10 protein-coding genes and 1 riboswitch are annotated in these 13,835 nt (G+C 72.3%); of the genes, 6 read left to right on the plus strand and 4 right to left on the minus strand.

The features are described 5' to 3' along the window. Window positions 1-514, minus strand: a 514-nt coding sequence (locus BZL64_RS07650) for an AAA family ATPase (RefSeq protein ID WP_143663034.1), incomplete at its 3' end; no start/stop codon positions are given. Window positions 515-659: 145 nt separating this feature from the next. Between BZL64_RS07650 and BZL64_RS07655 the strand changes: the two genes are divergently transcribed. Both BZL64_RS07655 and BZL64_RS07660 read left to right on the plus strand, forming a co-directional pair. Further along, complete coding sequence (locus BZL64_RS07655) at window positions 660-2,024, plus strand: SWIM zinc finger family protein (protein ID WP_086767397.1); 1,365 nt, start codon at window positions 660-662, stop codon at window positions 2,022-2,024. A gap of 76 nt (window positions 2,025-2,100) precedes the next feature. Then, the gene (locus BZL64_RS07660; RefSeq protein WP_086767399.1) at window positions 2,101-3,723 is read left to right on the plus strand and encodes a DUF5691 domain-containing protein; all 1,623 of its coding nucleotides are present in this window, start codon (window positions 2,101-2,103) and stop codon (window positions 3,721-3,723) included. Between the two features lie 86 nt (window positions 3,724-3,809). On the opposite strand, the gene icmB is transcribed toward BZL64_RS07660, so the two are convergent. Continuing rightward, entirely contained in the window at window positions 3,810-4,226 is a 417-nt protein-coding gene (gene icmB / locus BZL64_RS07665; protein ID WP_086767401.1) for a coenzyme B12-dependent isobutyryl CoA mutase small subunit, read from the minus strand. A 454-nt stretch (window positions 4,227-4,680) separates the two neighbouring features. On the opposite strand from icmB, the gene BZL64_RS07670 reads away from it, so the two are divergent. Together BZL64_RS07670 and BZL64_RS07675 are read left to right on the plus strand one after the other, a co-directional pair. Then, window positions 4,681-5,583, plus strand: a complete 903-nt coding sequence (locus BZL64_RS07670; protein WP_086767403.1) for an esterase/lipase family protein — start codon at window positions 4,681-4,683, stop codon at window positions 5,581-5,583. 354 nt (window positions 5,584-5,937) lie between these two features. Further along, a complete protein-coding gene (locus tag BZL64_RS07675; protein ID WP_244205247.1) occupies window positions 5,938-7,413 on the plus strand; it encodes a M23 family metallopeptidase in 1,476 nt (491 codons plus the stop codon). 74 nt (window positions 7,414-7,487) lie between these two features. Here the strand turns inward: BZL64_RS07675 and pcrA are convergent, their stop codons facing one another. Further along, window positions 7,488-9,974 carry a DNA helicase PcrA gene (gene pcrA / locus BZL64_RS07680; protein WP_086767407.1) on the minus strand — a complete coding sequence of 829 codons (2,487 nt, stop codon included), beginning with the start codon at window positions 9,972-9,974 and terminating at the stop codon, window positions 7,488-7,490. 232 nt (window positions 9,975-10,206) lie between these two features. Further along, window positions 10,207-10,376: riboswitch (cyclic di-AMP (ydaO/yuaA leader) on the plus strand. Between the two features lie 8 nt (window positions 10,377-10,384). Here pcrA and BZL64_RS07685 point away from each other — a divergent pair. Together BZL64_RS07685 and BZL64_RS07690 are read left to right on the plus strand one after the other, a co-directional pair. Then, entirely contained in the window at window positions 10,385-11,587 is a 1,203-nt protein-coding gene (locus BZL64_RS07685) for a C40 family peptidase (RefSeq protein ID WP_086767409.1), read from the plus strand. Between the two features lie 479 nt (window positions 11,588-12,066). Further along, window positions 12,067-13,143 carry a C40 family peptidase gene (locus BZL64_RS07690; protein WP_086767411.1) on the plus strand — a complete coding sequence of 359 codons (1,077 nt, stop codon included), beginning with the start codon at window positions 12,067-12,069 and terminating at the stop codon, window positions 13,141-13,143. Between the two features lie 11 nt (window positions 13,144-13,154). On the opposite strand, the gene BZL64_RS07695 is transcribed toward BZL64_RS07690, so the two are convergent. After that, window positions 13,155-13,835, minus strand: a 681-nt coding sequence (locus BZL64_RS07695) for a LuxR C-terminal-related transcriptional regulator (protein WP_086767413.1), incomplete at its 5' end; no start/stop codon positions are given.

Raw genomic sequence — 13,835 nt, forward strand, 5'->3', positions numbered from 1 at the left:
CCGCCATGGCCCGCATGACGGGGCTGGGCACCAGTGCGGCCCGGCTGGGCCCGTGCGCGAGCAACTGCGCGTAGTTCCAGCCGTAGCGGATCGCCTCCTCCGGGGTGCCCGCCGTGCCCTGGACCAGCAGGGTCGAGTCACCGCTGACGGCTGCGGCGAGATGCTCGGAGACCCAGGTCTTGGCGGTGCCGGGCACACCGAGCAGGAGGAGGGCGCGGTCGGTGGCGAGCGTGGTGACGGCGACCTCGACGATGCGGCGCGGGCCCACGTACTTCGGGGTGATCGCGGTGCCGTCCGGCAGGGTGCCGCCGAGGAGGTAGGTGGCGACGGCCCACGGCGAGAGCTTCCAGCGGGCGGGGCGCGGACGGTCGTCGTGCGCGGCCAGCGCGGCGAGTTCCTGGGCGAAGGCGTCCTCGGCGTGCGGCCTCAACACCTCCTGGCCGGCCAGGTCGTTCGCGGGCGCGGAGTGGTCGTGGCGTGGTTCGGCGGATGTCGGTTCAGCGGTGACTGACATGGCTGAGGCCCCCTCCAGCTCGGCCGGTTCGGATCTGGTGTCCACCTTGCACCACCCCACTGACAACACGATCTGACCTGCGCGAATGCCTCCGCGACAGCGACGCCGGGGCCGATTGTCAGTGGGGGGATCTACCTTCGATGTCATGACACAGCAGGGGGTGCGCTGGACGACGGATCAGGTGCTGGCACTGGCGCCTGACGCCACGTCACGCAAAGCGGGGAGCAAACTCGGCGCGGCCGGGCCGTGGTCCGGGACGGGAAGTTCCGAGGAGGGGGCGGTGTGGGGGCTGTGCCGGAGCAGCGGGAGCGGGCCGTACCGGACGGTCGTCGATGTCGCGGACGCGTCCGGGCCGGCGTACACGTGCAGTTGTCCGAGCCGGAAGTCCCCGTGCAAGCACGCGCTCGGTCTGCTGTTGCTGTGGTCGGGCGGGGAAGGGGCGGTGCGGGCGCGAGCGGAGGCGCACGCACCGGACTGGGCTGAGCGGTGGCTCGCGGCACGGCGCGGGCGCACACGGGGGGAAGAGGGCGCGGCGGCGGAGGGTTCCGGAGCGGGCTCCGCCGATCCGGAGGCGGCCCGGCGCAGAGCCGAGCGCCGCGCCGAGCGCATCACCGTGGGAGCCGCGGAGTTGGAGCAGCGGCTCGCCGACCTCCTGCGCTCCGGCCTGGCCACGGCCGGGCGGGAGGGGTACGGACTGTGGGAGGAGACGGCGGCCCGCATGGTCGATGCCCAGGCGCCCGGCCTCGCCGCACGGGTGCGGGAGTTGGGGGCGCTCGCCGGTTCCGGTCCCGGCTGGCCGGTGCGGCTACTGGAGGAGTGCGCGCTGCTCCACCTCCTCGACCAGGGCTGGCTGCACCGCGAGCACCTGCCGGCGGCGCTGGCGGCGACGGTCCGCACCCGTGTCGGCCTCACCCGGCCGCCGGACGGACCGCCGCTGCGCGACGACTGGCTGGTCCTCGCCCAGTACGACGTCAGCGACCCGAAACTGACGACCCGCCGCATCTGGCTGCACGGCGTCGCCTCGGACCGCACCGCGCTCGTCCTCTCCTACGGGCCGGCCGGCCGCGCCCCCGATCTGAACCTGCCGGTCGGTCTGGCCCTGGACGCGGAGGTGTCGGCGTATTCCGGTGCCGGGCAGCGGCGGGCCGCTCTGGGCGAGCAGTTCGGCCCGCCCGTGCCCACGGCGGTCCGGCCGGCCGGTGTGACCACGGCGGAGGCCGCCGCCCGCTACGGCTCGGCCCTGCGCGACGATCCCTGGCTGGAGTCGGTGCCGGTGACCCTGGACGGTGTCGTCCCCACACCGGACGGGGCCTCCTGGCAGCTGGCGGACGCCGACGGGGACACGGCGCTGCCGCTCACGCCTTCGGCGACGGCCCGACCCGGGTTGTGGCGTCTGGTCGCCCTCTCGGGTGGCGGGCCCGTCACCGTCTTCGGCGAGTGCGGCCACCGCGGCTTCACTCCCCTCACGGCCTGGCCGCCGGGCCCCGCAGAGGCGGTGCCCCTCTGCTGACCCCGCCGCCCGTATCCCCCGTCCATGCCGTCCGCCCGTTCACCCGACTCGGTAGGTCATCAGGAAGGGAACCCGCATGACCAGCACCGGTACCCCCTCGGCGTCGTGGGAGGACCTCGTCGCCATGGCCCTCCTCGGGACGGACCGGCGTACGCCGTCGGGGGTGGCGCCCGGCCGGTCCGCTTCCTCGGCGCTGCTGGACGCGGCGGCGGCGGAGACCGTACGGCGTCGGGCCGGGCTGCGGCCGGGGCGTGCGGCGCCGCGTCCTGAGCCGGCCCCCGAGGACCCGCGCCCGGCGCTGCCCGCCGCGGCGGCCCGCAGACTGGCCCGGCTGCTGGCCGACCGTCCCGGCACCGGTGGAGGCGGCCGCAGGGGCACGGCACCTGACCTCATGGAGTTGCTGCCCCAGTGGCTGGCGGCGGCCAACGCCCGTGGGTTCGCCCCGCCCGCCGCGGCCCTGCCCGCCCTGCTGGACTCGGCCCGCGGCCGGACCGATCTGCGCCCGGCGGCGCTGGAGTTCGCGGGCCCGCGTGGGCTGTGGCTGGCCAGGCTCAATCCGGACTGGCGGTTCGCCCTGCGCTCGACACCGGGCGGTGGGACGTCCCTGCCGGGCCCGGAGGAGGCCGGCCGCATCGGGAAGCTGTGGCAGGAGGGCCTGTTCGCCGAGCGGGTTGCTCTCCTGGCGGGGATCCGGTCCCGCGACCCGGACGCCGCCCGCGCGCTGCTGGAGTCGACGTGGCCGACGGAGCGTGCCGAGGACCGCCTGATGTTCCTCGACTCGCTGCGGACCGGCCTCGGCCCCCGGGACGAGCCGTTCCTGGAGCAGGCCCTGGCCGACCGCAGCCGCAATGTCCGTTCCACGGCGGCGGAGCTGCTGTCGGCACTGCCGGGTTCGGCGCTGGCCGCGCGGATGGCGGTGCGGGCCGCCGCCTGCGTGGCCGTCGACCACATGCGGGACACGCCGACGGTCCTTGTGGAGGCACCGCACGAGTGCGACGCGGGCATGGAACGCGACGGCGTGGTGCCCAAGGCGCCGCCCGGCCGGGGCGAGCGGTCCTGGTGGCTGGGCCAGCTGGTGGATTCGGCCCCGCTCGGCTCCTGGCCGGCGCGGCTGGGCGGCCGTACGCCTGCGGAGATCCTCGCGCTGCCGGTGGCCGACGACTGGGCGGGCGAGCTGCACGCGGCCTGGTGCCGGGCGGCCGTACGGCAGCGGGACGCCGGCTGGTCGCGGGCGCTGCTCGGGGTGCCGTCGGCGCCGGAGGCAGGCGGACCGGGCGCGGTCTCCCTCGCCGAGCGGGCCAAACTGCTCGGCACCCTCCCGGCGGGCGAACGGGCGGACTGGGTGGCCGGTTTCATCGCGACGCACGGCCTGTCGGAGGCGTTCCAGCTGCTCGGGGTGTGCGCGGTGCCGTGGGCCGCGCCGCTCGGCCGGGCGGTTCTCGACGCGCTCAACATCGCGCGGGACGCGGGAAGTTACCCGTGGAGCTTCAGCGGGGTGATGGGCCTGGCGGAACGCTGTCTCGACCCGGCGGAGGCGGCCCGGCTGGACGGCCTGCTGGCAGTCCCGGAGGAGCCGGAGGACGCGTCGCCCGGCGCGGGCGGCTACTGGGCGGAGGCCTTCCAGCGGCTGGGCACGACACTGCGGCTGCGGGCGGTGATGAGCGAGGAGCTGGGGGCGGCGGGAAACGCCGCCGGCTGACCTCCGGTCCCGTCGGGGGCGTGCGGGGGTCCGGGGTCGTCGCCCTCAGGCACGATTCCCCGGACCACTCGCGCCGCGGGAGCGTTCTACGCTCCGGCGGGCTGTCGTACGTTCGCCCGTACCCAGTTCACGATCGACGCGGTGGTCGCGCCGGGTGTGAAGATCTCCGCGACGCCCTTCTCCTTCAGCGGAGCGATGTCCGCCTCGGGGATGATCCCGCCGCCGAAGACCAGGATGTCCGCCGCGTCGCGCTCCTCGAGGAGCGCGATCACGGCGGCGAAGAGCGTGTTGTGCGCCCCCGAGAGGATGGACAGGCCGATCGCGTCGGCGTCCTCCTGGATCGCGGTGTCGACGATCTGTTCGGGGGTCTGGTGGAGGCCTGTGTAGATGACCTCCATACCGGCGTCGCGCAACGCGCGCGCGATCACCTTGGCCCCGCGATCGTGGCCGTCGAGCCCCGGCTTGGCCACCACCACGCGGATCGGACCGGCTGCCACACCCATCACTGCCTCCATGAAGCGACTACATCCATCCGTACCGATTCCCTGCGTACCGAGAGGTACCACCACACCGGCCGGGGAAGTGAACGAACGTTATCGCCAGCATCCCGCAACCGGCGGTTTTACGGTGCGCACCGAGGGGGAAATCACACAATGGGACACGTTCACCTAACGCGGTTTCCTCTCCCCCGACGGGGAACCCGGGGAAACCAGCGCAACGGGAGCCGCAACGAGGTCGCCGCACCGCCGCGTCGCAGACCGCGCGCCGTGGCGGTGCGGCGCATCGGCGCAGGCTCGATGGGCAGGCAGGACCGGGTCGTCGACGTGAGGAGCCAGGGAGCGCACCGCTCACCCCACCGCACCCGCCCTTCGCGCACCGCCGACCGCCTCCGCCGCGACTTCCACGAGGGCACACGGGGGACAGAGCCGTCCTCAGCGTGCCGACAGGAGGTCGGCCATGCAGGTCACCCGGGCCTTGGAGCCCTTTCTTCCGTTCCGTCTCTGCCGGCGTCTGCTGCCGAGCGGGCTGATGGGACTCTCCGTGACACTCCTGAAGGCCACCGCCCTGGAGATCGCCATCCTCACGGGGCATCTCCTCCTGTATCCGTCCGGCATCGCCCAGGAGCGCCGCGGCGGCCCGCCCGCGCTCCCGGCCGGTGGCACCGAAGGGGCCGGGGACCCGGCGCGGCTGCCTGCCCAGGCCCCGCCCCCGGTGGTCCTCCTGCACGGCTTCATCGACAACCGTTCCGTGTTCGTCCTGCTGCGCCGCAGCCTCGGCCAGCACGGCAGGCACCGGGTGGAGTCGCTCAACTACTCCCCGCTGACCTGTGACATCCGGATCGCCGCCGAACTGCTCGGCCGGCACATCGAGGAGATCTGCCAGCGCACCGGCAGCAGCCAGGTGGATGTGGTGGGCCACAGCCTCGGCGGGCTGATCGCCCGCTACTACGTGCAGCGGCTGGGCGGCGACACGCGGGTGCGGACGCTGGTCATGCTGGGCACCCCGCACTCCGGGACCCAGGTCGCGCCGCTGGCGAACGCCCACCCGATCGTGCGGCAGATGCGCCCCGGCTCCGAGGTCATCGAGGAGTTGTCGCGGCCCGCGCCCGGCTGCCGGACGCGCTTCGTCAGTTTCTGGAGCGACCTCGACCACCTGATGGTGCCGCTGGAGACCGCCCGCCTCGACCATCCCGACCTCCTGACGGAGAACGTGCAGGTGAGCGGCATCGGCCATCTCGCCCTCCCGGTGCACCCGGCCGTCGCGACCGGCATTCGGCAGGCACTCGACGGCGACCGGACGACGGCCGACGCCACGCCCGGCACGGCCGCCTCGCACACCGGCGATCTGACGGTCGCCTGAGGACACCCGACGAACGACCAAGAGGCGCCACAAGACGTTCTCGACAAGACACCTGACGCCGCTTCCGGTCACAAAGAGACACACAGCGACATAACCGCCGCCCGACACAGCCGACTTACCTCGCCTTCACAGCTCCACGACAGTCGTTCGACATCGAACAGACTTCGAACATAGGGCCAAACCCGCGCCCGCCCTCCCCCGAAACAGGGCCGAATGCCCCTTTCCCGCGGGCACGAAACCTGCAGAAGATTGTCGTGCCCGCATACCGGCGGGTACAGTCACCGCACTGCTCTGGCAGCCCCTGTTGTCGAGGCGAGAGAGAAGTTGGTGAACGATCGTCACCCGTCGGGGACCATGACCACCCCGGCCCCGGCTTCCGACGCCGACCCGGCGCATCAGGCGTCGTACGGCTCCCCGGAAGCCCAGTACGGCGACTTCACCACGTACCACGGCTACGACTCCGGCACGTACGACACCGGCGCGCACGGCACGGGTCAGTTCTCGGCCGACCCCCTCTTCGGCGACATGCCGGGCGACGGCACGTCGACCGCCCCGACCGGGGCGTACGACGCCACGCAGTGGGCCACGGGCAGCCACCAGACCCTGAACCACGACCCGTACGCGGCCCAGCACCACGCCGCCGCCTATGACACGGGTGCCTACGACACGACGGCCTGGTCCACGGACCCGCAGCAGCTGTCGGGCATCCCGCCGCAAGCCACCGCGCCCGACGTCAGCGGTCAGTGGGACGCGAGCGCCTGGCTCCAGCCCGACACGTCCGGCACCCCGGCCGACGGAACCCAGCAGTGGGAATGGGGCACGCAGGCCTTCGACACCGGCGCCTACGACGCGACGCAGTGGAACTCCGACGGCGGCGGCGCCGACACCACGGAGAACAGCGACGGCGACGAGTACGGGCAGCAGGCCGAGGTCCCCTTCGATCAGCAGGCCACCGCAACGTTCGAGCAGGTCCGCCGCGACGAATCCGCCGCCGACGGTGAGCCGGCCGACGGCGCCCCGCTCCTCGACGAGCAGGAGGAAGCCGTTCCGGCCCCGCTCGGGCGGGCGGCGACCCGCAACGCGAACCGCTCCCGCCGCCGCGCCCCCGCGAAGCGTTCCGCGCTGCTGACCGTGGCCGTGCCCTCGGCGTGCGTCATGGGGGTGGCCGGTATCGCGGCGGCCTCGGTCGGCACGCTGACCGGTGGCGACGACCACGACACCACGGCTTCCGCCTCCACCTCCGAGGCGCAGGCGGTGAAGCCGTCCGCCGCGAACAACAAGCTGGACACCCAGCTCCAGACCCTCACCGCCGAGGCCGACGACTTCGCCGACCGGGCCAGCCGTACGCAGGAACGCATCGACCTCAAGGCGCAGCAGGAAGCCGAGAAGAAGAAGGCGGCGGCGGAGGCGGCCCGCAAGGAGCGGCTGCGCCCCAAGTACGCACTGCCTGTCTCCAACCACGGCCTGAGCGCCTACTACGGCCAGGCCGGCATCAACTGGATGTCCCAGCACACCGGCATCGACTTCCCCGTGTCCTACGGCACCACGGTGATGGCGGCGACCGACGGCACGGTCCGCACCCAGTGGAACAGCGCCTACGGCAACATGATGATCGTGACGGCGAAGGACGGCACGGAGACCTGGTACTGCCACCTCTCCAGCTACCGCGTCGCCTCCGGTACGACGGTGAAGGCCGGCGACCCGATCGCGTACTCCGGGAACTCCGGCAACTCCACCGGGCCGCACCTGCACTTCGAGGTCCGGCCGGGCGGCGCCTCCGCCATCGACCCGCTGCCGTGGCTGCGCAGCCACGGACTCGACCCGACGTAACACCGCCCGACTTCACCGATGAGCCCCCGGCGTCGACTCGATCGAGTCGACGCCGGGGGCTCATCGCGTGCCGACTACAGCTTCTCCACCGGCGCGTAGCGCAGCAGCAGGCGCTTCGGCTTGGCCTCGCCGAAGTCGACCGTCGCCTCCGCGTTGGCGCCCGTGCCCTTCACACCGACGACCGTGCCGAGACCGAACTGGTCGTGGGTGACCCGGTCGCCGACGGCCAGGGAGACCACCGCCTTCTCCGAGGTGCGCCGCGTGGCGAAGCCGGACCCGCCGGCCGCCGAGGAACGCGAACGGGACGACGACAGCGAGGCCGCCACCCCGGACACCGGACCCGCGGGCACCGGCGAGGTCGCCCCGGTCCGCTTCCAGTCGACATGCGCGGCCGGGATCTCCTCCAGGAACCGCGAGGGCGGGTTGTACGACGGCTGCCCCCAGGCGCTGCGCAGCGCGGAGCGCGTCAGGTACAGCCGCTCCCGCGCGCGTGTGATGCCGACGTAGGCGAGACGGCGCTCCTCCTCCAGCTCCTTGGTCTGGCCGAGGGCGCGCATGTGCGGGAAGACGCCGTCCTCCATGCCGGTGAGGAAGACCACCGGGAACTCCAGGCCCTTGGCGGTGTGCAGGGTCATCAACGTGATGACGCCCGAGCCGTCCTCGCTCTCGTCGGGGATCTGGTCGGAGTCGGCGACCAGCGCGACCCGCTCCAGGAACTCGGAGAGCGAGCCGGTCCCTTCGCCCTCGCCGGACTCCTGCTCGAACTCCAGGGCCACGGAGGCGAGTTCCTGGAGGTTCTCGACGCGGGTCTCGTCCTGCGGGTCGGTGGAGTTCTGCAACTCGGAGAGATAGCCGGTCTGGTTGAGGACCGCCTCCAGGACCGTGGCCGGTCCCGCGCCCGACTCGACGATCGTGCGCAGCTCCTCCATCAGCGTGTTGAACCGCTGGACCGCGTTCGTGGAGCGCGCGGCCATGCCGTAGGCCTCGTCGACGCGCTTGAGGGCCTGCGCGAAGCTGATCTTCTCGCGCTGGGAGAGGGCGTCGATCATCGCCTCGGCGCGCTCACCGATGCCGCGCTTGGGCACGTTGAGGATGCGGCGCAGCGGTACCGAGTCCTCCGGGTTGGCGAGGACGCGCAGGTAGGCCAGGACGTCCCGGACCTCCTTGCGCTCGTAGAAGCGGACGCCGCCGACGACCTTGTAGGGCAGGCCGACGCGGATGAAGATCTCTTCGAAGACGCGGGACTGGGCGTTGGTGCGGTAGAAGACGGCGACGTCACCGGCCTTGGCCTCGCGCGCGTCCGTGAGGCGGTCTATCTCGTCGGCGACGAACTGTGCCTCGTCGTGCTCGGTGTCGGCGACATAGCCGGTGATGCGCGCACCGTCGCCGGCGTTGGTCCACAGGTTCTTGGGGCGGCGCGACTCGTTGCGCTCGATGACGGCGTTGGCGGCCGTGAGGATCGTCTGGGTGGAGCGGTAGTTCTGCTCCAGCAGGATCGTCGTAGCGTCCGCGTAGTCCTCCTCGAACTGGAGGATGTTGCGGATGGTCGCACCGCGGAAGGCGTAGATCGACTGGTCGGCGTCGCCCACGACGCAGAGTTCGGCGGGCGGCAGGTCGTCCGCGCTCGGTGGCACGTCCACCGGGTGCTCGGAGGAGCCGACGAGTTCCCTGACCAGCGCGTACTGGGCGTGGTTGGTGTCCTGGTACTCGTCGACGAGGACATGCCGGAAGCGGCGGCGGTAGTGCTCGGCGACGTCGGGGAAGGCGCGCAGCAGGTTGACCGTCGTCATGATCAGGTCGTCGAAGTCGAGGGCGTTCGCCTCGCGCAGCCGCGACTGGTACATGGCGTACGCCTGGGCGAGGGTCTTCTCGAACCCGTCCGTTGCCTGGGCGGCGAAGTCCTCCTCGTCGATCAGCTCGTTCTTCAGGTTGCTGATCTTGGCGCTGAAGGACTTCGGTGGGAAGCGCTTGGGGTCGAGGTCCAGGTCGCGGCAGACCAGGGCCATCAGACGCTTGGAGTCGGCGGCGTCGTAGATCGAGAACGACGAGGTGAAGCCGAGGCGCTTGCTCTCACGGCGCAGGATGCGCACGCACGCGCTGTGGAAGGTCATCACCCACATCGCGTTCGCGCGCGGGCCGACGAGCTGCTCGACACGCTCCTTCATCTCGCCCGCGGCCTTGTTGGTGAAGGTGATCGCGAGGATCTGGCCCGGGTGGACATGCCGCTCGGCGAGGAGGTGGGCGATGCGGTGCGTGAGCACGCGCGTCTTGCCCGAGCCGGCGCCGGCGACGATGAGCAGCGGGGTGCCGGAGTGGACCACGGCCGCGCGCTGGTTCTCGTTGAGCCCCTCCAGGAGGGCCGCCGCGTCGAGCGGCGGGCGGGGGGCGCCGTCGCGGTAGTGGGTGTCCCGGTCCGGCGGCGCGTCGAACTTCCCGCCGAACAGATCGTCCGGAACCGGTTCCGGAGAGTGATCGTCCTCGGGCGGCGGCGGGGGTTCCTCGTGGTGGCCGCGGGGGGCCTGGAGGTCCGCCAGGAAGCTGTCGTCAAAGAGGCTGCTCATCGCTCTCCGAGTCTAGGCTGCCCCACTGACAACCCGTGGCCGTCCCGGAAACATCCCGCGGCTCTCACGATCCGGGGCGCCCCTGGCACCGTCGGTGACCACGGACGACGGCCCGCCCCGAGGTCACGAAAATGTATCGGGCATATCACCCACCAACCTTCACAGGGGCCACACCCGTTGGCTACGGTGCCGGGCAGGCCGTACGACCCCTTCCGGCGAACCTCGCCGGGCCGCACGGCCTCCGCCGAGTCCGGCGCGCCCTCGCGGCAACCGGAGCCGGGGACCCACCGAGACCTTGGGGTGAATCGGCTCACTCCCCTCCGGGGAGGACGAGCCGTAGGGCAACCCTTCCAGACCGCCCGAACCCGACAGCTAACCCGGTAGGCGGAAACTGGAAGGAGTCGCCTCCCTTGGCGTCGCAGCACCGCAAGCCCCGTCCCGCGGGCACCCGCGTGGCCGGAATCCGTACCCCCGCTCTCGCCACCGCCGCCCTCACCTCGGTGGCCCTCCTCTCGCAGACGGCGACCGCCGCTCCCTCCACCGACGACAAGCCGAGTGTCGAGGAGGTCGAGAAGAAGGTCGACGATCTCTACCGCCAGGCGGAGACGGCCACCGAGAAGTACAACGCCGCCAAGGAGAAGACGACCAAGCAGCGCAAGCAGGTCGACACCCTCCTCGACGATGTCGCCCAGCGCGCGCAGAAGCTCAACGACGCGCGGGAGGAACTGGGTTCCTACGCCGCCGCCCAGTACCGCACCGGCGCCTCCGCCCCCGACACGGCGACGTTCCTGCTCGCGGACACCCCGCAGGACTACTTCGACCAGACGCAGCTGATGGGCCGGGTGACCGAGCGGCAGAAGGGCGCGGTCGACGACTACTTCGCCGACCAGGCGGAGACGATGAAGAAGCGCCAGGAGGCCGCCGAGAGCCTCCAGACGCTCACCGACTCGCAGAACGGCCTCAGGACCGCCAAGGCCACCGTCCAGAAGAAGCTCAGTTCCGCCCGCGCCCTGCTGTCGCAGCTGACGGCCGAGGAGAAGGCACGGCTGGCGGCGATCGAGGAGCGCAAGCGGCAGGAAGCCGCCCGCAAGGCGGCCGAGCTGGCCGAGCAGCAGCAGAAGGCGGCAGCGGACGCGGCGGCCCAGCAGGAGAGCAGCGATGCCTCGGGGTCGGGGTCGACGGGGTCCACGGGCACCGACACCTCGTCGTCCTCACCGTCGCCGTCCCCCTCCCCCGCCACGGACTCCTCGTACGCGACCAAGGCCGAGAAGGCGCTGGCGTTCGCCCGCGCGCAGATCGGCAAGCCGTACGTGTGGGGTGCCACCGGCCCGGACTCCTACGACTGCTCCGGCCTCACCCAGGCCGCCTGGAAGGCCGCCGGCGTCACCCTGCCGCGCGTCACCTACGACCAGGTGAACGCCGGCACGACGGTCTCCCTGTCCTCCGCGCAACCCGGTGACCTGGTGTTCTTCTACGCCGACGTCACCCATGTCGGCATCTACATAGGCAACGGCATGATGATCCACGCCCCGAAGCCCGGCACGTACGTGCGCGAGGAGTCGATCTACTACGACGGGGAGTCGTCGATCCACAGCGTGGTACGGCCGGCCTGAGGACTCCGGTCCTCCGGTCACCCGGTCACCCGGTCACCCGGTCACCCGGGTCGCTCAGGTCCCGCATATATGCGCCTCATAGCAGCGCGCCGCTCCGGCGTGTCCCGGATTCACCGCATCGGTCGGCCCGCCCTGCGAAGTCGACGACTTGGGACCGGCGGTACGACCACTTCCGGTCACCCGGCAGTCCGCTCGCGTCACTTCCGCACATCGCGTTACCCGACTGACACGAACGGGCCTAGCGTCCTCCCCCAGGTGACCGGCTCCCCACCGCCGCCCGGCCCAGGGGCGGCAGCCGGACACCACCGCCGAGAAGGTCCGGCGGCGCCCCGCTCCCCGTGCGGGCGTCGTCGGACGCGTCAGCCGCACCCCGCGGCAGTACGCCCGCTCCCCCTGGCGGCCGAGGCCCGTCCCCACGGACCCGGCCCGCCCGGCGGCCGTATCGACGAGGCGGTCGACGAAAGGACGTGCAGTACCACGTGCCAGCGCACCGCAAGCCCCGTCAGCGTTCGACCGGCGGCCACACGGCCCGCACGGCAGCCACCATCGCCCTCGCCGGGGTGGCCGGCGCGACCGCCTTCGACGGGATCGGGCACGCCGAGCCGAACGTCACGCCGGCGCAGGTGAAGGCCAAAGTGGACAAGTTGTACCAGGAGGCCGAGGCGGCCACCGAGAAGTACAACGGCGCGCAGGAGAAGGCGACGGCCGCGGAGCGGCGGCTGGAGACCCTGCGGGACGAGGCCGCGCGTAAGGAGGCGCGGCTCAACACGGCCCGCGAGGCGCTGGGAACGATGGCGGCGGCGCAGTACCGCAGCGGCGGCCTCGGCGAGGCGACGCAACTGGCGCTCTCCGACGACCCCGACCAGTACCTCGACAACGCCGCCTTCGCCGAGCGCGCGGGCGACCGCCAGTCCGCCGCCGTCACCCGGGTCCGCAAGCAGCTCCGGGAGGTCGAGCAGTTGCGGGGTGCCGCTCGCGTCGAACTGACCTCGCTGACGAAGCGCAAGGCCGAGCTGAAGCGGCACAAGAAGACGATCACCGAAAAGCTGGACACGGCGCGCGCCCTGCTGAACCGGCTCACGGCCCAGGAGCGCGCACGGGTCGTCGCGGGCACCGGCGGCGGGACGGACACCCGTGCCTCACGGGCCTCGGCGGGCGCCCGCGACAGTCTGCCCGCCGCCGGCTCGGCCACCGCGACGGCCCCCAACTCCCGTGCGGCGGCGGCCGTCTCCTACGCCTACGCCAAGCTGGGCAACCCCTATGTGTGGGGCGCGACCGGCCCGAACGCCTTCGACTGCTCGGGCCTCGTCCAGGCCGCGTACCGCTCGGCGGGCGTGTCCCTGCCCCGCACGACGTACGCGCAGATCGACGCCGGGCGCCGCGTGTCCCGCTCCGAACTACAGCCGGGCGACCTGGTGTTCTTCTACTCGGGCATCACGCACGTCGGGATCTACATCGGCGGCGGCAAGATGATCCACGCCCCCAACCCCTCTGCCCCGGTACGGGTGGCACCGCTCGACGAGATGCCGTACGCGGGGGCGAGCCGGGTGGTCTGAGGCCGCCCCGGTCACACCAGCCGGCGTGCCGTCGCCCAGCGGGTCAGCTCGTGACGGTTGGACAGCTGGAGCTTGCGCAGGACCGCCGAGACATGGGACTCGACCGTCTTCACCGAGATGAACAGCTGCTTGGCGATCTCCTTGTAGGCGTAACCGCGGGCGATGAGGCGCAGCACCTCGCGCTCGCACTGGGTGAGGCGGTCGAGGTCCTCGTCGACCGGCGGGGCGTCGGTGGACGCGAAGGCGTCCAGCACGAATCCGGCGAGCCGCGGCGAGAACACCGCGTCGCCCTCCTGGACCCGGAAGACGGAGTCGACCAGGTCGGTGCCGGTGATCGTCTTGGTGACATAGCCGCGGGCGCCACCACGGATCACGCCGATCACGTCCTCCGCGGCGTCCGAGACGGACAGGGCGAGGAAGCGCACGGGCCGCTCGGGATCGCTCATCAACGGGGCGCAGCGGCGCAGCACTTCGACACCTCCGCCGCCCGGCAGATGGACGTCGAGGAGGACGACCTCGGGCCGGGTCGCGGTGATGACCGTGACCGCCTGGTCGACGTCGGCGGCCTCGCCGACGACCTCCACACCGGTCTCCTCGGTGCGGCCGATCTCGGCCTGCACTCCGGTGCGGAACATGCGGTGGTCGTCCACGAGGACCACGCGCACGTGCCGCCCGGCGCCGCCCTCGCCCTG

The sequence above is a fragment of the Streptomyces bobili genome, from assembly GCF_002154575.1.
Taxonomy (GTDB): Bacteria; Actinomycetota; Actinomycetes; order Streptomycetales; family Streptomycetaceae; genus Streptomyces; species Streptomyces bobili.

Excerpts from the sequence above, each read along its gene's own strand:
- BZL64_RS07670 (WP_086767403.1), top strand. The coding sequence starts at position 4,681 with ATGCAGGTCACCCGGGCCTTGGAGCCCTTTCTTCCGTTCCGTCTCTGC.
- BZL64_RS07675 (WP_244205247.1), top strand. The coding sequence starts at position 5,938 with ATGACCACCCCGGCCCCGGCTTCCGACGCCGACCCGGCGCATCAGGCG.
- BZL64_RS07655 (WP_086767397.1), top strand. The coding sequence starts at position 660 with ATGACACAGCAGGGGGTGCGCTGGACGACGGATCAGGTGCTGGCACTG.
- BZL64_RS07660 (WP_086767399.1), top strand. The coding sequence starts at position 2,101 with ATGACCAGCACCGGTACCCCCTCGGCGTCGTGGGAGGACCTCGTCGCC.
- pcrA (WP_086767407.1), bottom strand. The coding sequence starts at position 9,974 with ATGAGCAGCCTCTTTGACGACAGCTTCCTGGCGGACCTCCAGGCCCCC.
- icmB (WP_086767401.1), bottom strand. The coding sequence starts at position 4,226 with ATGGGTGTGGCAGCCGGTCCGATCCGCGTGGTGGTGGCCAAGCCGGGG.